The sequence below is a fragment of the Microcoleus sp. Pol1C5 genome (assembly GCF_036701115.1).
In the GTDB taxonomy this organism is placed as follows: domain Bacteria; phylum Cyanobacteriota; class Cyanobacteriia; order Cyanobacteriales; family Microcoleaceae; genus Microcoleus.
The window spans coordinates 83,257-101,248 of record NZ_JAUBQE010000006.1 but is presented as its reverse complement, the minus strand read 5'-3'; the positions used below and the strand labels follow the sequence as shown (position 1 = coordinate 101,248).

Annotated in this window: 15 protein-coding genes; 5 read left to right on the top strand and 10 right to left on the bottom strand. The window is 45.9% G+C overall.

What is annotated here, in order from left to right; all coding sequences use genetic code 11:
- Nucleotides 1-29 precede the first annotated feature (29 nt).
- Nucleotides 30-1,673, top strand: a complete 1,644-nt coding sequence (locus QUA23_RS05300; RefSeq protein WP_333074578.1) for a mucoidy inhibitor MuiA family protein — start codon at nucleotides 30-32, stop codon at nucleotides 1,671-1,673.
- Between the two features lie 97 nt (nucleotides 1,674-1,770).
- Here the strand turns inward: QUA23_RS05300 and QUA23_RS05295 are convergent, their stop codons facing one another.
- The 6 genes from QUA23_RS05295 to ebsA all read right to left on the bottom strand — a co-directional run bounded on the left by QUA23_RS05295 (nucleotide 1,771) and on the right by ebsA (nucleotide 7,318).
- On the bottom strand, nucleotides 1,771-2,736 hold the full coding sequence (locus QUA23_RS05295) for an SGNH/GDSL hydrolase family protein (RefSeq protein WP_333074576.1): 966 nt from the start codon (nucleotides 2,734-2,736) through the stop codon (nucleotides 1,771-1,773).
- A gap of 4 nt (nucleotides 2,737-2,740) precedes the next feature.
- Complete coding sequence (locus QUA23_RS05290; protein ID WP_333074574.1) at nucleotides 2,741-3,232, bottom strand: YajQ family cyclic di-GMP-binding protein; 492 nt, start codon at nucleotides 3,230-3,232, stop codon at nucleotides 2,741-2,743.
- Nucleotides 3,233-3,362: 130 nt separating this feature from the next.
- On the bottom strand, nucleotides 3,363-3,779 hold the full coding sequence (locus QUA23_RS05285; protein WP_333042012.1) for an MAPEG family protein: 417 nt from the start codon (nucleotides 3,777-3,779) through the stop codon (nucleotides 3,363-3,365).
- A 15-nt stretch (nucleotides 3,780-3,794) separates the two neighbouring features.
- The gene (locus QUA23_RS05280) at nucleotides 3,795-4,298 is read right to left on the bottom strand and encodes a hypothetical protein (protein WP_039887610.1); all 504 of its coding nucleotides are present in this window, start codon (nucleotides 4,296-4,298) and stop codon (nucleotides 3,795-3,797) included.
- 278 nt (nucleotides 4,299-4,576) lie between these two features.
- Nucleotides 4,577-5,674, bottom strand: coding sequence for a phosphotransacetylase family protein (locus QUA23_RS05275; protein WP_333074572.1), 1,098 nt, complete (start codon nucleotides 5,672-5,674; stop codon nucleotides 4,577-4,579).
- 1,269 nt (nucleotides 5,675-6,943) lie between these two features.
- Nucleotides 6,944-7,318, bottom strand: a complete 375-nt coding sequence (ebsA, locus tag QUA23_RS05270; RefSeq protein WP_006634686.1) for a type IV pilus biogenesis protein EbsA — start codon at nucleotides 7,316-7,318, stop codon at nucleotides 6,944-6,946.
- A gap of 246 nt (nucleotides 7,319-7,564) precedes the next feature.
- Between ebsA and QUA23_RS05265 the strand changes: the two genes are divergently transcribed.
- The 3 genes from QUA23_RS05265 to QUA23_RS05255 all read left to right on the top strand — a co-directional run bounded on the left by QUA23_RS05265 (nucleotide 7,565) and on the right by QUA23_RS05255 (nucleotide 11,629).
- Nucleotides 7,565-9,082: a glycosyltransferase family 2 protein gene (locus QUA23_RS05265; RefSeq protein ID WP_333074571.1), complete on the top strand. Its 1,518-nt coding sequence runs from the start codon at nucleotides 7,565-7,567 to the stop codon at nucleotides 9,080-9,082.
- 337 nt (nucleotides 9,083-9,419) lie between these two features.
- On the top strand, nucleotides 9,420-10,649 hold the full coding sequence (locus QUA23_RS05260) for a succinate--CoA ligase subunit beta (RefSeq protein ID WP_333074570.1): 1,230 nt from the start codon (nucleotides 9,420-9,422) through the stop codon (nucleotides 10,647-10,649).
- Nucleotides 10,650-10,732: 83 nt separating this feature from the next.
- Nucleotides 10,733-11,629, top strand: coding sequence for a succinate--CoA ligase subunit alpha (locus QUA23_RS05255; RefSeq protein WP_190737145.1), 897 nt, complete (start codon nucleotides 10,733-10,735; stop codon nucleotides 11,627-11,629).
- Between the two features lie 143 nt (nucleotides 11,630-11,772).
- Here QUA23_RS05255 and QUA23_RS05250 read toward each other — a convergent pair whose 3' ends face one another.
- On the bottom strand, nucleotides 11,773-12,474 hold the full coding sequence (locus QUA23_RS05250) for an alpha/beta hydrolase (RefSeq protein ID WP_333074568.1): 702 nt from the start codon (nucleotides 12,472-12,474) through the stop codon (nucleotides 11,773-11,775).
- Nucleotides 12,475-12,907: 433 nt separating this feature from the next.
- On the opposite strand from QUA23_RS05250, the gene hpsL reads away from it, so the two are divergent.
- Nucleotides 12,908-14,572: a hormogonium polysaccharide biosynthesis protein HpsL gene (gene hpsL / locus QUA23_RS05245; protein ID WP_333074567.1), complete on the top strand. Its 1,665-nt coding sequence runs from the start codon at nucleotides 12,908-12,910 to the stop codon at nucleotides 14,570-14,572.
- A 141-nt stretch (nucleotides 14,573-14,713) separates the two neighbouring features.
- Here the strand turns inward: hpsL and QUA23_RS05240 are convergent, their stop codons facing one another.
- From QUA23_RS05240 to QUA23_RS05230, 3 genes are all read right to left on the bottom strand, one after another.
- Nucleotides 14,714-16,081, bottom strand: a complete 1,368-nt coding sequence (locus QUA23_RS05240) for a hypothetical protein (protein ID WP_333074566.1) — start codon at nucleotides 16,079-16,081, stop codon at nucleotides 14,714-14,716.
- A 68-nt stretch (nucleotides 16,082-16,149) separates the two neighbouring features.
- A complete protein-coding gene (locus QUA23_RS05235) occupies nucleotides 16,150-16,596 on the bottom strand; it encodes a hypothetical protein (RefSeq protein ID WP_333074565.1) in 447 nt (148 codons plus the stop codon).
- Complete coding sequence (locus QUA23_RS05230; RefSeq protein WP_242725262.1) at nucleotides 16,593-17,465, bottom strand: ParA family protein; 873 nt, start codon at nucleotides 17,463-17,465, stop codon at nucleotides 16,593-16,595. The genes QUA23_RS05235 and QUA23_RS05230 overlap by 4 nt, the downstream gene beginning before the upstream one ends.
- Nucleotides 17,466-17,992 lie beyond the last annotated feature (527 nt).

Sequence of the window (17,992 nt, the reverse complement as noted above, 5' to 3'; positions counted from 1 at the left end):
AAACGGTTATTAAATAGGAGCAACTAACAATGACTGACTCAGAAATACTTAATTCTGATACCATTAAAACACTAAATACTAGCATATCCGAAGTTACAGTTTACACCGATCGCGCTTTGGTGACGCGGCGCGGTACGGTATCTCTGACGGGAAACGAGCGAGAATTGGCGATCGCTTCTGTTCCCGCAACCCTCGAAACAGAGTCAGTCAGGGCCACGGGTGCGGGTACAGTTGCAGTGCGATTGCTGGGAGTGCGAACCGAAACAGTGTTTAGCAGCGAACCAGTGGGCGATCGCACTGCCGAATTAACCCAACAAATTCAAGAATTACAAACCCAAAGACGGGGAATTAACGACAAAATAACCGCCCGAAAAATTCAGCTCAAATTTGTGGAAGGTTTGAGCGAAAAAAGCGTCGGTTTCTTTTCCAGCAGCATCGCCAAACAGCAGGTAGGTTTAAACGAAACTGGCGAATTGCTCAACTTTTTAGGAACTAATTACGTAAAATATGTAAGTGCGATCGCCCAGCACGAAAAACAGCAGCGCCAATTAGATAAGCAAATAGAAGCTTTGCTGCAGCAGTTGCGGCAAGTACAAACTCCCCATTCCCAGCAAAGTTTTAACATCATTGTTGCCATAGAACCCAGTGGCACCGGCAATTTTGAACTAGAAGTTTCCTATGTAGTCATGGGAGCCCGCTGGACTCCCCTTTACGACTTGCGAGTCAACACTACCAACAACCAAATTAATCTCAACTACTTAGCCGAAGTCAATCAAAATACAGGCGAAGATTGGATGGGAGTAGGGCTGACTTTATCCACAGCAAAACCGGGAATGGGAACTTTGCCACCAAAACTCGAACCCTGGTTTATCGATACTGTTTACCCAAAATCTCCTCAAACCCGAGAACTTATGATGACACGCAGCCGACAGCCTGCGGAAGCAGAAATAGCACTAGATTATACAAACTTAGAGTTTGAAGAAAATGGGCCACCTGCTGGCGCCGCACCCCAACTCATAGCAGCTCAAACCGCGACCACACAAGTATCGAAAGAAGGCGGCACCGTCTCATTTCAAGTAGGGGGAAATACCAAGATTCCCAGCGACGGTACACCGCACAAAGTGACGATTTTTAGCGAAAATTATCCGTTTAAACCAGAATATATAGCCGTCCCGCGATTAGTCAGTTTTGCCTATTTGCAAGCAGTTGTTGTTAATCCGCTGACTGGTGCAACTCTTCTGCCCGGTAAAGCAAATATCTTTCGCAACAACACTTTTGTCGGCAGTGTGCAGTTAGAAAATGTTTCCCCCGGGCAAGAATATAAACTAAATTTAGGAATAGATGAAGGGCTAAAAATAGAGCGGGAATTAGTAGAAAGACAAGTAGATAAAAAACTGATCGGTCAGCAGAGGCGCACGAGTTACGCTTATCGCTTAAATGTGACAAACTTGCATCAGGTGCAGGTACACCTGACACTAAAAGAGCAATTGCCAGTCAGCCGCAATGAACAAATTAAAGTGCGATCGACTCTCACTAATCCGAAGATAGTAGCAGGTGAAATGGGAGTGCTAGAATGGATAATGTCTCTGCCCCCGCAAGCAAAGCAAGAGTTATATTACCAGTTTGTTGTCGAACATCCTCCCGACTTAACAGTCACGGGTTTAGATATTTAATACCAACCCGTTGTCAGTTGTCAGGTGCCAGTTCTCAGGAATTACCTCTTCCTTCTTGCGGCTTCCATCGGGCTTCTTCCTTCGGCTATAAAGCAGCTTATTTCTTCCCGCCACACGCAACCAATTTTTTCTGTATACACAACTGTTGAAACACTAAATCTGCTATTGATTCGTAAGCTAGGGCTGTGGGGTGTACGCCATCCCGAAAATAACTTTCTACCCTCGTTTTCGGCAATTTTGACCAGGCTGCATGAGTGTCTATGACTGGAATTTTTAAAGCTTTTAGCCGCTCGACAAACTCGGATTTAAACTTCGGCTGATTCGGTACGGGCAGTAAATCCGCTCCATCGCAAGTATACAACACAAACAACGGAATATTCTTAGCTCGCACCAAAGCAACTATTTGCTCCAATCGCTGCATATTTTCCATAAACTGTTGTGATTCCGACACCCGCACTCCCGCCGCAGGATAATTCGATACAAAAACACTTGATAATTGGCGCATAATGTGTCTTTGAAACACTTCTTGAATTGCCAATAACGGTTTACGATTCGGCATCAGCGGGTCATTTCCCACCCCCGCGCTGCTGCTTGGAGGTTGTAGCAAATCGTGAGTACCAATTTGCAAAATCACAGCGTCGCTTTCAAAAGTGCCAAACTTGCGAATATATCCCAATTGATTGCCAATTCCCCAAGAACCTGCAGAAGCATTCAGCAGCTCAACTTCCTTTTTTATGCCCAACAAACGCGCTTCAAACAATTCTGGAATAGTTTCTTGCTGATCGGTGGTATTATTACCGTTGAGAACCGAATCTCCTATCATCAAAATTCTGAGAGTACCTTCAGGCTTTGCTGAATCGATTTGTTCAGAACGCTGAGAAAATTGATTGTACTCAAGTCTATTGCCAAAGCGATATACAAGTTGATTTGGTGCAAATATATAGCCAGCATTGGCATCAGCTTGGAGCAAGGCAGGATTTCCGAATCCGAGCAAGCGCAAGGCAAGTTCTATCGCACTCAAAGATGCGATCGCACAACCGACAATCCAATACTTAGCTTTCAAAAATTTACCTGTAATTGGTAAACTGCAAAGCCACGGGATAGTCTTCTTGCTTCAAGCGTTGAATCACCAACTGCAAATCGTCCTTATCCTTAGCAGAAACCCGCACTGCATCGCCTTGAATCGAACCTTGAATCTTCTTAAATTCATCGCGAATCAATTTAGTAATCTGTTTCGCGATTTCCTGACTAATTCCTTTTTTTAGTTTAATTTCTTGACGCACGCGACTGCCGCTAGCAGGTTCAACTTTCCCGTAATCAAAAATTTTCAAAGATAAATTCCGCTTGGCGGCTTTAGTTTGCAAAACAGTGTGAATTGCATCTAGAGTAAATTCGCTGTCCGTATTGACCGTAATTGATTCTGCGCCCAATTCCACGGTAGTTTTGGTATCTTTCAAGTCGTAGCGGCTTTGAATTTCCCGCACAGTTTGGTCAACAGCGTTAACTAATTCTTGCCGATCGAACTCGCTGACAATATCAAAGGAATAACTAGCAGCCATAAATTAGTAATTGGTAATGGGTAATTGGTAGTTGGTAATCGGTAATTGGTAGTTGGTAGTTGGTAATTAGTCATTAATTAAGCGTCTCTTAACTAATGACTAATGACTAATGACCACTGACTAATAACAATTAACCATTAACAGCCATTAAACTGAAATAGAATAAAGTAGCTGTGCAAGAAGAACTAATCGCAAACATGAGCGATCGCCCCAGCGGCACATTCAGAATATAGAAAACCGAAAACAACAACCGGGCGATCGTAAAAGCGATCGCAGCCCAACCCGCCGGTTCCGAATCTACCCCCGTCACAAAAGCCATCAAAGCCGCCGCTGAAAACAGCATAAACGTCTCAAACGAATTTTGGTGAGCCCAAGTTGCCCGCTGAGCGTAAGCCGGCAACCTCTCAAACATAGCGCGGGGGGCTGCTTGGTCGTAGCCTAGCTGCAAGCGGGCGAACGCAACCACCAAAAACGGTGCGTAAACCAGCGCAGCAGCAGCAGCTATACAATCAAGCAGAATAACCGACACAGGTAATCCCAACAGCATCATCCGCCTCGCAGTTCAATCAAAATAGAACAGAGTAACTACCTTGCGCTGTTCCTCCGCATCCTGGCAAGTTTTCAGCAAAGTGTGGCTTTCGTGAAAAGCAAAACATATCAGTTGCTGGCAGCGTGAAATAATCTCCTGATTGCACATGGCGCTTGCTTCCGGGAGAGACAAGCTATCATTTTTGGGATTTTCTACCAAATGTATCACTTGTTCGAGTTGGTCGCGAGACTCCCGAGGCTGGCGGCTCATGCTTTGTGGCAAAATCACCGTCAGCAGATTTGGATCTGCTCGCATTGCTCCCCGAATTGCTGCTGAATTGGTGCCTGTTGCACCAGAAGTGATGAGCTGATTGCCTCCCAGAACTATGGCGTAGCTCAGCATCTCAATTAGCTGCTGGTGGGTAATAGGAACGTGGCGAGAACCCAAAAGAGCAATCCGCTTGGAGCTGGTTTGCTGGATCGCCGCAAGTTCTTGTAAAAAATCATCTACTCTGGGTAGCTCAATTGATTGACTCAAAGAATTTATTAAATTAAATAAAACTACGTTGTGGATTTTAGCAGACTCACTAGCCATTGCCGCCAAAAAGAAGTTAAGAATTGCTGATTTACGGGTTCAGACTAGAGGATCTGGAGATTTGAGGAAGCCCGAAGGCAGAATGTCTTCAGACATCCGGCAGCCGGAGCTCAAGGTAGAATTCAAGAAAAATTGAGAATTTAAGAATTTTGGCTTTTTATTTATTTAAACAAAAAGTTCTCTCTGCCGAATACCTTCTTCCCTCAGCTCCGGCTCTGTTACTAATGGACTCGATCGCTCAGACCCAAGGATGCCATCAGACCCTCAAGGTCAAAATGTTCTGCCATTAGCTGAGTAACGCATTCCACCTTGATCGGTTCGTGCAGGCGCACGCTGCCAAAGGTGCTGTCGATAATTTCTACCGTGGTTAAGGTATCCAAATCAACAGACAAAACCGGAATTTCCATTTCTTCTGCCCTGCCAATCACTAGGGGAGAAGGAGGCAAGTGACCTGTCAAAATTAAGCACTGAGTCGAGCTCTCCAGAGCTGCTAGCTGAATGTCCGTGCGATCGCCCCCCGTCACCACCGCCATATTTCTCGCTTTGCGGAAATACTTCAGAGCTGAACTAACATTCATCGCGCCAATTGTCAAGGTTTCCACCATCAAGTCCAAACGGTCTCGACGGCACAGCACGTCAGCTTTCAATTGGTGTACCAATTCTTTGACGCTGACACTTCGCAGCAAAGCACTTCTCGGCAGCATTCCCAAAACAGGAATACCTGCAGCCTCCAGAAAAGGCCGCACAGTCGCCGTTACGGATTCTAGTTTGTCGGAGGGAACGTCGTTGAGTACCACGCCCAGCAACCGCGAACCCAAACGCTGTTTAGCAGACAGCAAATCGTCTATATAAAGATCGATCGGGCGGGCTACCAACAGTACAGAGGCATCAACTGCCTCAGCGACTTGAGCCAAAGACAAGTCAAACAGACTGCCTTCCTCCAAATTAGCTGGGCCTTCTAACAGCACCAAGTCTCCGCTGGGAGCTTGCAAATATTGTGCTAAAGACTGGCGGTAATCTGTCTTGTCTTCTCTCCGCAAACGCTTGTGAACCGTCTCTTCATCCAAATACAGCAGTGTTGACGGCATCTGACTTTCTGAGAGCTTCAGCGTCTCTACCGCGAACCGTACATCGTCGTCCTCGATCCCAGCTCCCTCGGAGCTGAAACAGGTTCCCAGAGGTTTGCCGTAGGCGATGGCCAGTCCTTTTTCCCGGAGTCCGAGTGCCATCCCCAAGGCGATGGCAGACTTGCCACTGTAAGCTTTTGTGGAACCGATCAGCAAATATTTAGTCAATTTGGGTACGCCTTCAATCCTCAATTTGCACCTGTCTATTTCAATAAATTTAGTTTTTTCTACAGTATTTGTGAACTGCGACTCAATTTGGCAATACTATTATACTCGATTTTGTCGCTTTTGGGAAGATTGTTTTCTTACGGAAAACTATTATTCACATATTCGCCACCCTTTTCTTCCCATTCTTTTTACTTGATTTGGGGAAAGGAGTTTTTTAATTGTTTGTTTTACCAGCCGTTTTTAATAATTATTTATCTACCCTAATTTCTTTAAAAACCGATTTTATTGGTAAGGTTTTTAGTCCTTATTATTGCCCACATTAAATCCCAGAAATTATACGAATAAAAACAACCAGATAAAAATGAATGATAGCTGTTACCTAACACCCCTATAAATAGGGTTTAGAAAACTTTTTATTGGCTAAATAGAGGACTGTCTAGGAAGAAAGCACGGTGCTTGCATAATCATTTTTGCATATCCATTGAAAATGGATAAATATTATTAGTTATTAATTATTACTGCGCTCGCCCCCGTTCAAACTGATATCTGGCAATGCGAGCAATAAGCTTGTTACGATCGCGCTTCTAGCATATAAACACATACATTGTCGGGCGGCGTCGGCTGGCATTTCGGCAGCCTAAAGGCTGATTGCCATAAGCCCGATCGCAGTTCAAGGGCTGTAGATTGATTTTCCTTGGGCGGATCTACAGCGCTTTCCTCTCATCTACCGAGTCGCAAAATTTGAACGAAATCGGACGGCGCGATTCGCCTAACGGCAGATAGCTTTGCTTCACGCACTCGCACAGCACCAATGTCCGAAATAGGCTTTTGGGGTTGTTCCACAACAAATACAGCAGTTTTCAATTAGATGAAATACAGGTAGGGACTCAGCCTTTGCCTGAGTCCCTACGCGAAATCTGTATCACCATCAACTGACAATTGCGGTTGATTTACTTTAGGAATGGGGATAAGTGCTGACCCCCAAAGGGATTATTGAGAATGATCAAACAACTCACTTACTATTTCCGCTTCTCAAATAGGGCTGGCGCACCAATCATGTAATGTCGCCGTCGAGGCGTTACACTATTGGTGCGCCAGTTATAGCGCCCGTCAATCGATTTTAGATTTTAGATTTTAGATTTTAGATTGAAGAAAGCGACCCCACTGATAAATCCGGGGGCTGGCGATCGGGATTCGGAGCTTTTTTCTCGATCGACGAATCAATCCGGGTGTTCCGGATTAAATTGCTTGATTGTCAATTGCGGACTTTCGGGAGTGCGGCTGCGGTGAAAGTTATTCATCCATTCGCATCAGCTTGCGGTAAAACGTTTTAGAAAAATCGACAGTACGAGTTCGCTGAAAAGTCAGGAGTACCTCAATTAAGCAACTAACAAACTCAGAGCTTTGCATAGTCACTTCGTAGCTGAGTTCAGCATTGCCGTCAAACAACACCCGACAGCGGGTTAAATCGATCGGCAGCGACGAGATATTCCAACTAGCGACAAACGGCACGCTCTCCCCACCGTCAATTTTTCTTGCCCCCTCCAAGCTTTTGAGCTTGTAGAGACCAATAGCGTGCGGTAAAAACTTGCGCCTGGGCTCTTGACAGAAAGGCGCGTAGACTTTCACTTCTTTGTCATCGGCTGGCTTGAGTTGAGGAATAGACATATTTCCACCTCAGACAATTATTACTAACAGATAGTTTAGATCCCCAGAAAAAACTAACAGATATTCCTGGTCGATCGCAAGCAAAAGCCAACCAAAATACTCGATGCAGTACCCGTTTACCAGGGTAGTACAAGCACCGAACCCGCTGGTTGTCCTCCCGTCCGCTTTCGACAAAAGTCCAGAAACTGATACAGTAGATGCTTATATCTAAAATCAAAAACTATTGGTGGTTGAATCAAGTAACCTATGCAGGAGAGTTCTTGGCCAGAAAACGACGCTCGCAGCGAGCTTAACTTGGACATCTCTGATTTAGCTCAAGAAGAGCTCAAGAGTTTGACCTCGCACTCGAAGCTCAGCAAAGTATTTGCTATACCAGACATTGGCGACAGGGTGTTTGACGCGGAAACAAAAGCAGAGCTCCCGGTGGCGGTGTCTGTGCCGGGAACTCCCTCTTTTCCTCAAAATCTGTACCGGGGACGCCGCAGAAAAGCCGCCGCAGTGCTGACTGCGATTTGGGCCGGCACGATCGCCCTGCACTTGATTTCTTGGGGTGCGTGGGTAGTGTGGGGGTTGACGGGACTGCTGTGGATGCAAGCATTTCGAGTGTTGTTTGCGGAACCCAAGCCCGCACTGCCGCCTCTTGCCGATGAAAGTCGAGAGGATTGGCCTTACGTGTCGCTGCTGGTGGCGGCGAAAAATGAGGAAGCGGTGATTGCCCGATTCGTAGAATCCATCTGCAATGTAGATTATCCGATCGACCGCTACGAAGTTTGGGCGATCGACGATCACAGCAGCGACGCCACGCCGCTAGTATTGGAACAGCTAACCAAAAAGTACCCCCAGCTCAAAGTATTTCGCAGAGGACCAAATGCCAGCGGCGGCAAGTCGGGAGCCCTGAATCAAGTGTTACCGCTGACTCGCGGGGAATTTGTGGGAATATTTGATGCCGACGCGACGGTAACGCCGGATTTGCTGCGCCGGGTGCTGCCAGTGTTCCATGGAGAAAAGGTAGGGGCTGTGCAAGTCAGAAAAGCCATCGCCAATGCTTCGGTAAATTTCTGGACTCGTGGCCAAGAAGCAGAAATGGCTCTCGACAGTTTTTTCCAGCAGCAGCGGATTGCGATCGGCGGCATTGGAGAATTGCGCGGTAACGGCCAATTCATGCGCCGCACCGCCTTGGAAAGCTGCGGAGGCTGGAACGAGGAGACGATTACCGACGACCTGGATTTGACGGTGAGGCTGCACCTAGACCGATGGGACATTGAATTTCTCGCTTTCCCAGCCGTGTCAGAAGAAGGAGTCACTAACCCTCGCGCTCTGTGGCATCAGCGCAATCGCTGGGCAGAAGGCGGCTATCAGCGTTATCTTGACTACTGGCGGCTAATTTTGCGGAACCGCATGGGAACTGGGAAAACTTGGGATTTATTTGGATTTTGGGTATCTCAATATTTCTTACCCACAGTAGCGCTACCCGACTTTGTGATGTCAATTGCGCTGCGCCGGATGCCGATCGCCAGTCCCATAACTTTTATGACCCTTACATTGTCGGTGGTGGGAATGTTTGTCGGTTTGCGCCGCACTCGCAAAGAGACGAAATTTGACGTAAGGCGAGTTTTTGTCACCTTGCTGCAAACGCTGCGGGGTACTGTGTATATGTTCCACTGGCTGCTGGTAGGGACTGTGACGGCTCGGATTGCGGTACGGCCTAAGCGACTCAAATGGGTCAAAACCGTCCATCAAGGTGCTGCTAATAGCATCAAGTAAACAATTCGCAGAAATATCTAGGCACACTATCGCCGAACGTCCGAAGATTTTCCGAGGCCAAAAAACACCAACGCTCGCCAAATACCTGCCCGCCATATCCTAAGAGTAAAATTTGGCAATTCCGAGAAAAAAACACTTTGAAACAGCTTAGGTAATAGGTAATCGGCGAGCGGTAAGAGCGAATAAGTAATCGGCAATACAAAAGTCGAAAATTAAAAGATAAAAGCGATAATTTTTAACTTTTAACTTGACAAAAAACCAATTACTATCTATTAATTATGAATTGCCAATTAGGACGAATTGCTTGTTGCCAACTACCCGTCACCCGTAATTGATAATGGATTTGTTAGAGTACCAAGCTAAATCTTTATTTCGCCAGATGGCAATTCCGATTTTGCCGTCGCAGCGGATTGACAATCCCGCCGACCTCAAAGGATTGAAAATTCCCTACCCAGTTGTACTCAAATCGCAAGTGCGGGCTGGGGGACGGGGCAGGGCGGGCGGTATCAAGTTTGTGGAAAATACGATCGATGCAGTAGCAGCCGCTCAAACAATTTTTAATTTGCCGATCGAGGATGAATATCCCCAAGTTCTACTGGCAGAAGCAAAGTACAACGCTGACCAAGAATTGTACTTAGCGGTACTCCTAGACCCCGTAGCCCGTCGCCCGGTGCTTCTGGGTTCGAGACAAGGAGGTATGGATGTCGAAGGGTCGATCGAGCAAATGCAGCAAGTTGCCGTAGATCAAGAATTTTCCCCATTCTACGCGAGGCGTCTCACGCTGAAAATGGGATTGCAGGGAGACTTGATTCAATCGGTGAGCACCATTGTCGAAAAAATGTACCGGCTGTTTGTCGAAAAAGATTTAGATCTAGTAGAAATCAATCCTCTCGGCATCAGTCCGACGGGAGAGGTAATGGCTTTAGACGGTAAAGTCACCGCCAACGACGATGCCTTGGGGCGGCATCCAGATTTGGCCACACTCTCAGGGAAGAGGCAAAGCAGCGGGTTGGCACGGGAAAGGAGAAGCCCCCATACCTCTGGCGATCGCTCCCATTCCCACTCGAAGGTTCAGCAGTTGCCGGAGTTTGACCCCAAATCTAACTCCCCAATTTCGAATTCCGAATCCCTGCAATTAATCGAACTAGACGGGAATATCGCGATTTTGTGCAACGGAGTGGGCTTGACAATGGCAACTCTAGATGCAGTAACCCACCAAGGAGGAAAACCAGCTAATTTTGTGAATATTGGTTCCCTAGACCGCTACGATGCAGCAAATGCGCTGCGCGATCGTGCGGAATTGGGTCTTGAGTTAGTCGCTCAGGATAAAAGCGTTAAGGTGATACTTGTAAATATTTTGGGCAGCGCCTCCAAGACAGAGGAAATAATCGCTGCAGTAGCCGGCTATTTGGAACGGAAAGCTCGCGCTAACCGCCACATCCAAGTTGTGCTCCGGCTGGTAGAGATCGATGCTGATGCTGTTAAAAAGCGTTTGGGACAGTTGCCGGTGCAGTTAGCTAGCACTTTGGATGAGGCCGCGGCCGCTTCTGTATCCTCCGTCAAGTAGCGGCAGTCGATCGGCAAACAACGAGATTTCTGTACAGATGAAGGCCTTCTGCTTTTTACAGATCGAGTGTCAAGTGGGAAAAAATGAATTTAACTCCTGAAAGCAAAGTCCTAGTACAGGGCATTACAGAATCTCCCGCGTCCACCCGCGCCGCCCTGATGATGAAAGCATACGGCACGAATGTAGTCGCCGGTGTTAGTCCCGGTCGGGGGGGGCTGGAAGTGGAGGGAATTCCGATTTTTGATTTGGTAGAACAAGCAGTGGCGGCAGTGGGTCACGTTGACACTGCGGTAATTTTGGTAGACGCTTACTCGGTGCTGGATGCTGCTTTAGAAGCGATCGCCGGAGGAATTCGGCAAATTGCGATCGTTACTGGGGGAGTGCCTCCTCTGGATATGGTGCACTTAGTCAGAAAAGCAGAAGCCACCGAAACTTTGGTAATCGGGCCCAACAGTCCGGGGATTATTGTGCCCGATAAACTCCTGCTGGGAACTCACCCCAAGGAATTTTACACTCCCGGCCCGGTGGGAGTGATCAGCCGCAGCAGCACTTTGACTTACGAAGTTGCTCTAGAACTGACGGAAGCTGGGTTGGGACAGTCGATGGCGGTTTGTATTGGCTGCGACGCGATTGTCGGTTCTTCTTTTATGCAGTGGCTGCAAATTTTGGACGAAGACGACAGTACCGAAGCGATGGTTTTGGTGGGGGAAGTTGGCGGCTGGAGTGAACAAGCTGCTGCTTCTTACATCGCTTCGGCGATCGACAAACCCGTGGTTGCTTATCTGGCCGGCCGCTACGCTCCCAAGGGGCCGTCTTTGGGCCACGCCGGCATCCTGATCAGTTCTCGGGCCGCTGCCCAGAAAGCCTTTGGAGTTACGGCCCCAAACAAAATGGCTGCCTTTGAAGAGGCGGACATACCTGTGGCGGCTCGACCTTCAGAAATTCCTAAGTTGCTCAAAAAATTGCTAAAGAAAAATTGATTGCTTTGGGAGTTTCCACAAAAGTCCTAACCCTTTTGGGGGTTGGGATAGGGGTAGGTCGGGGGCGGGTTTGGTCTCAAAAGTGTCAATAGAATGCCACAACAGCCGTTTCAAGCCGCCTTTAGGACACATTTATGATTTTTTTACCAAAGCCCTCTGATCGGCGTCACGGGCTGCGGTGCGGGTGCTGGCAAGGGCGCGGCGCGGCGCGGCGCTGGAGGCGGAGTTGTTGGCTGCACGCTGCGGCGAGGTTCGATCGGACTTTCGGTGCGAGTTGTTTCACTTGTGCGAGTTGTCGATCTCGTCACATCTTGAAGCAGGCTTCGCAGAGTTCCGGCTATACTCTGAACTTTCCCAACAGCGGTGCGAAGGCTGGCAACATCTACGTAAACCTCCTTGAGAGGGTACTTTTTCAGGATTTCTAACAGCGATACCTTACCGTCATCCCCGGATGCCAGGATCACCGCTGCCCGCAGAGCTTTTCCGCTTTCTGTGCGGCGTTGAGTCCGAATTGCTTGACCGATGTCGTCAGTGATTTTTTCTCCTGGGGTGCTGTAAACTACCCTCGCCAGATTAGCAGGCTTTAAACCAATTTCTAAACCCATGAACCCCCGCAGCATTTGCGCGTCCATTTTGGAGAACCGGATAATTTGTTGGAGGGTTGGCGTCGTCGTGCCGTTTTTAGCAAAGTCTTCTAAATCGCTGATATTGATGGCTTGTCTGATCGGGCCAAAGGTGAGGACAACTTTTTCTGCCCCTAATGCTCTACTGCTGCTAGATAATATGCTCCCGCTTGCTCCTAAAAGTACGGCAATGCCGATCGATACAAATTTTGTTAATTTCATATTCACCGCTACATTAAAATTATTTTTTCTAGATTTGTACATTTTTGTACATTATAGATGCAGCAGTTATATTTTACAAGGTCGCCTGTCTAATTTGTGCCCGCGTCACACCGACAATCTCGACCAAGAATTTTTCTCGATCTTGACTTTAAAAATAAGTAACCACATCTGCCGAAATCTTTTGGCTTCTATTCCTTCTGTCTTCTACCTTAGACATCTCCAGCCTTCTACATCAGAGTGTCTTCTGCCTTCAACATAAGTGCCTTATAAAATTTTTAGGAACTGCCGTGACGGGAGGAGGTTATTAATTGCACAAACATAAGGGGTCGATTGTTTCTTCTTTCTCTCTTAGGCAACTAAATCCCTCTTCCTTCTTCCCTCCTTCTTCCTTCTTCCCTCTTCCCTCTTCCTTCTTCCTTCTTCCTTCTGCTATATGCTGAAAACCAAGCGCAAATCCAAGAAATCCAAACACAAGCACAGCGAAAAAACAACAGCGCTCAGCAAAAAAGAAGTAGCTGCACAAAAACGCAAAATTTCAGAAAAGCGCAATGAATTGGTGCAGGCGATCGCCATAAGCTGCTTAGTCACCGTTGCTCTCAGCCTCCCCCTGTTGTTCCTAGCCGGCCCTAAGATTGCTATTGCAGGAGGCACAGCCGCAGGCATCTTGCTGCTTTCCTACAAATACCCCCGCCAAGCTTTGTGGACTTTTCTAATTTACCTGCCTTTCAGCGGTACAATTACTTATGCAATTGGTGGCGGGAATGCTGCATTTCAAGTAGCCAAAGATGCTTTCTACATACCAGCTCTCATCGCCCTAATTCAAAGCTGCAAAAAGAAACAGTTGCCCCTGTTCATTCCCAAACAAATGCTTTCTACCTTCAGCATCCTGTTGATGATGGCAATGCTGACTTTAATTTTTGTCAACGGGGAGATGCAGCTCAACCCTAGGGCGGGCGACAAACCAATTCTGCAAGGAATTCTCGGCTTAAAAGTATTGATAGGTTACATACCGCTGATTGCTTGTACCTATTATCTGCTCCGCACTAAGAAGGATTTGGTATTTTTTAGTCGAATGCACATCGTTTTGGCGATCGTTTGCTGCCTTCTCGGTTTGATTCAGTACCTGTTGCTGCAAAGTGGAAAGTGTGCGGGAACCAGAGGAATGACCGGAGCAGAATTATATAAAGCAACGCTGGAAGCCAGATGTTTTGTCGGCGGTTCTTTGGTGTTCAGTCCAGAAGTCAAGATGGTCCGCTTGCCGGGAACTTTTGTCGCGCCTTGGCAGTGGGCGTGGTTTTTAATTTCTAATGCTTTTTTAACCTTTGCCTCTGCTTTTTGCGATCCTTCATTCTGGTGGAGAGTTATCGGTTTATTTGGCATGGCATTAGTATTTGCCAATGCAGTTATTTCCGGTCAAAGAGCTGCTTTAGTTATGGTTCCCGTTGCTACAGCAATCCTGCTAGTTCTCACCGGTCAATTAGTTAATTTAAAACGATTTATTCCCGTCGGTGCAGGACTGGCGATTCTGCTGTTTGTCGGTGCAGCTATTAACCCGGGAATTGTCGAGCAGCGGTGGGAGAGCTTTGTTCGTCGCTGGAATGCTGCACCGCCCCAGCAGTTTCTCTTTAATCAGTTCGAGCAGAGCAACAATTTTATCATTGACAAACCTCTCGGTAGAGGTGTGGGACGAGCCACTAATTCAACGCGAATATTTGGTGCCACGCAGCTAATTGAAACTTTCCAACCTAAGTTGATATACGAACTCGGTTATCCGGGAATGATTAGTTTTCAGATCATGCTTTTACACTTAGCTTTTTTAACTTTTATAGCTTACAGATCTGTCAAGGACAAAAGTTTGCGGAGTTACGGAGCTAGTTTTTGGGTGTTTGTTGCATTTATTACGATCAATACTCAATACTATCCGCTGGATGTAGATCCAGTGTGCGTGTATTATTGGGTTTTAGCTGGGGCGATTTTAAAGTTGCCCAAAATTGATAAACAGGTGCAGGATGAAAAACACCAGGAAGTTGAGTCTAATGAATTGCAAGTTCACCAGCCATTAAAGGAGAAAAAAATTATTGCCTCTTCCCCAATTTGAAAATATTTTTGAGTGTTTATTTTGGTTGGTTCTTTCTTGTTCAGTAACCCGCTTTCGGTCCAAGGTGGTGCAAAGATAGCCCGCCCTTCTGGGTTTATCTGTGCTAAAATCCACCCCTAGAGTATATTTGGGTTTTTAAGTTTACTGCGGTTGCCAAACCGGATGGCTAGCATTCAAATCCTGGTCGTTTGTCAATTTAGTCAATGCCGAACCGTCCCGATTAATTACATACAAGTTGCTTTTGTATCCTTGGATTTCATTAAATATAAAAGCAATTTGCTGGGTGTCAGGAGACCAAGCTAATTCTGAAATTACCGACGGTTTTAGCCGGGTAGCTAGTTGATTTAGCTGGTTCCCGTCAGCATTGATTGTGTAGAGTTTTTGATTGTTGAACTCTCCGGCGACGAAAGCAATAAATTTGCCGTCAGGCGACCACGAAAGTTCGCCGTAGTTTCTGGATTTTTGGGTGAGATTCTTGGCTGTCCCCCGGTTAATGTCGAGCAGGTAGATATCTTGCTGTTCACCTGATGAATCGCCGGGTTTATTGTAATAGTAAGCAATGTGGCTGCTGTCTGGCGACCAAAATAGTTTGATGTTATAAACCTCATTTTGCGGGTTGTTCGTCAAATTTTTGATGTTAGTGCCATCGGCATTAATTGTGTAAATTTGCTGTTTCGGATAAGCGCCGAACAGGAAAGCAATTTTTGTGCGATCGGGCGACCAAACAAGTTCACTTCCGCCGGATACATATTCTCCTGGACTTTTAGTTAGTTTGGTCATGCCCGAAGCGTCGGCATTCATTTTGTATATATTTCTATCCTTGACAAATGCTACCTGCTGGCCGTCGGATGAAATGTAAAATTCAGATGAAATTTCTGTTTTAGGGGGATATCCTCCTACTTCCAAATTTCTAACTAATTTAGTTCCTAGGATGCCAGAACTATCGCTTGTATAAAGTGATTGACTACCCGGAGTATCAGAGGTAAAACCGTCGCAAGAACGGGCAAAAATAAAGTTCTGACTATTGGAAAACCAAGCTATTTTAAAATTAGCTGCTTTGCAAGTATCTCCAGCAAACTGTTTAGTTAGTCGGTTACCGTCAGCATTAACTGTATAGATATCGGTGTCTCCACTCACGAAAGCCAGTCGCTGCCCGTTGGGCGACCAAACTAGGGTAGGACTAACATCTATATTGGGTGCAAGTTCGCGGCGGGAGGAACTGCTAGCATTGAGGGCAAATAAAGTGTTTCTCACGTCGCTGCCGCGCCTTTGGAGGGCAGTAAACGCCAGTATCCTTGGTTTTTGGGCGGCGGTTGTGGGAGGGCTGTGAAGGCTCAAAAACAAGCAGATTAAAAGTGTTAGTGAAAATACGCCGATCGCACTTATCGGCCATAATTTATGGAAGCTGAAAAGTTGCAGAATTTGTAACCAGCTTTTCAGGGGCGGCCAAGATGCCCACACCACACTCAACTTCACCTCTTGTGGAACAGGCTTTTGTGGAACGGGCATCTTGCCTCTTCCATATTGCAGCGGGAAATGCAAGTTAAAACGCATTTTATCGATTCATCTGCTAATTTTTAAAGTGTTTGTCTGTCTATATGCCGCGACAGCCTCAAACTCTGTTTAATTCTGCCAATAATTAACTCGAACATTTTTTTGCGGGACGGATTCTTGCTGCTGGGCGGCATCCCTAACTCGCAACACATCAAGTTCAAGTCAGTTGCACTCATTGCCAACAACTTTTGCCTCACCTCTTCTTCATTACCATTCTTAGCTTGTAAACGCAGTTCTTCATAAACTTCTAGAACATTGGCAGCGGATAAATTAACAGGTTTATTAACATCAGCACTCCTGGCAATATCCGAAGTTTTTGAGCCAGCAGAAATCACTCCCCGCTTGACTTGAGTCTCAAGCCGGGTTAATTTTCGAGCAACATCCCGCAAGATCTCCTTAAGTTCGCCAATTTCCTCAACTAACCCCCCGCTTTCTTGTTCGGAAGCAGCCAAAATTTCTTTTTTACTCATTTCAGATACTCCTCACACTCGCGCCATAGTTTTTCAAATTCTCTAACTAATTCTCGCGGCAGTTCACCCTCATTAATCGCCCGTTTTAGCCCGACGCTTTCGCGAATCGTCGATTCTAAAAATCTAACTTCTATGTTATTATCTTTTGATATCTCATCGCAAAGTCTCTTTACTTCTCTCATGTAAAACTGAACTTCATTTGTCAGCAATCCTCCATAGATTTTAGCTTTATTCATAAACACTGCAATCTTGGGAAAAGGATAAGGCTCAATCCGTTTTTGAAGCGAGTTTAAAACTAAACTCAATCCCCTAGAACCAAAATAATCTGGATTGACGGGAATCAATATTAAGTCGCAGCAAGAGAGTACGCTGTAGGTGAGGAGACTGAAGGAAGGCGAACAGTCAAAAAGCATTAAGTCGTATTTGGGGAGATTGGCAGAGTTGGCGATTTTGCCGATAAATCTGCGGATGAAGTCTTTAACACTTTTTCCCTCAAATCCATCGATATCTAACCAATACAATTCTTCAACTGAAGGGACAAAATGCAACTGTTCGTCAATCTGATAAATGGTGTCGAAACCAACGGGAAATTTAAAGTTTTGTCCGGCTTTTTTAAAGACTTCTAGAGCGTCGTAAATTGTAAGTCTATGCTTGAGGGATTTTTCGTACCACTTACCAAACTTGTCATCTAAATGACCTGTATTTTCGTTAAGTCCGATCGCCTCTGTGAGCGACATTTGCGGATCTAAGTCTAACATCAAGACTTCTAAGTCTGTTCCTTGGGATATAATATTTCCCAGACTCCAAGTGACGGTGGTCTTTCCGACACCGCCTTTGAAGTTGATTACGGCTATTGATTTAGGACTCATGGCTGGCTTTGTTTGGATTTTGCTCAAATATAAATTAAAACATATTGTGGCGGTTAGTCGATCGCGCGATCCGGCATCAGCCCGCTCTGCCAATTGACAGAAAAGGCAGACTATGATATAGAAATCAATAATAAAATAAATAGCCCATTATGTAAAACCAACTGAGTCATTTGCAAATTATTCTGATATCAACCATATAGATTATAGCCAATTAGTTAGATTGGAATTTTGCAACCGCAGATATTAGCGGATGAACACAGATGGACGCGGATCGTGTTTTATCTGCGTTTATCTGTGTTTATTTGCGGTTAAAAAACATTCTTATTGTTTCTGGTTGCTATGGATATATAAAGATGCTGAAAGAATTGGACTCCCAGCAAAAGATTACTTCAAAAAGCCATGTACTTTGGATAATATATAATTTTTTTAAGTTCTGGCAGGTTTTTTGCCATAAAAAATAAGGTGCGCAATACGCACCCTACAATATATTTTGCCTATAAAATGTAAGGTGCTATTCGGCGCACCCT

What these genes read in the sequence shown, in the direction of transcription:
- QUA23_RS05300 (WP_333074578.1), top strand. Translation starts at nt 30, where the DNA reads ATGACTGACTCAGAAATACTTAATTCTGATACCATTAAAACACTAAAT.
- QUA23_RS05290 (WP_333074574.1), bottom strand. Translation starts at nt 3,232, where the DNA reads ATGGCTGCTAGTTATTCCTTTGATATTGTCAGCGAGTTCGATCGGCAA.
- QUA23_RS05285 (WP_333042012.1), bottom strand. Translation starts at nt 3,779, where the DNA reads ATGCTGTTGGGATTACCTGTGTCGGTTATTCTGCTTGATTGTATAGCT.
- ebsA (WP_006634686.1), bottom strand. Translation starts at nt 7,318, where the DNA reads ATGTCTATTCCTCAACTCAAGCCAGCCGATGACAAAGAAGTGAAAGTC.
- QUA23_RS05265 (WP_333074571.1), top strand. Translation starts at nt 7,565, where the DNA reads ATGCAGGAGAGTTCTTGGCCAGAAAACGACGCTCGCAGCGAGCTTAAC.
- QUA23_RS05260 (WP_333074570.1), top strand. Translation starts at nt 9,420, where the DNA reads ATGGATTTGTTAGAGTACCAAGCTAAATCTTTATTTCGCCAGATGGCA.
- QUA23_RS05255 (WP_190737145.1), top strand. Translation starts at nt 10,733, where the DNA reads ATGAATTTAACTCCTGAAAGCAAAGTCCTAGTACAGGGCATTACAGAA.
- QUA23_RS05250 (WP_333074568.1), bottom strand. Translation starts at nt 12,474, where the DNA reads ATGAAATTAACAAAATTTGTATCGATCGGCATTGCCGTACTTTTAGGA.
- hpsL (WP_333074567.1), top strand. Translation starts at nt 12,908, where the DNA reads ATGCTGAAAACCAAGCGCAAATCCAAGAAATCCAAACACAAGCACAGC.
- QUA23_RS05240 (WP_333074566.1), bottom strand. Translation starts at nt 16,081, where the DNA reads ATGCCCGTTCCACAAAAGCCTGTTCCACAAGAGGTGAAGTTGAGTGTG.
- QUA23_RS05235 (WP_333074565.1), bottom strand. Translation starts at nt 16,596, where the DNA reads ATGAGTAAAAAAGAAATTTTGGCTGCTTCCGAACAAGAAAGCGGGGGG.
- QUA23_RS05230 (WP_242725262.1), bottom strand. Translation starts at nt 17,465, where the DNA reads ATGAGTCCTAAATCAATAGCCGTAATCAACTTCAAAGGCGGTGTCGGA.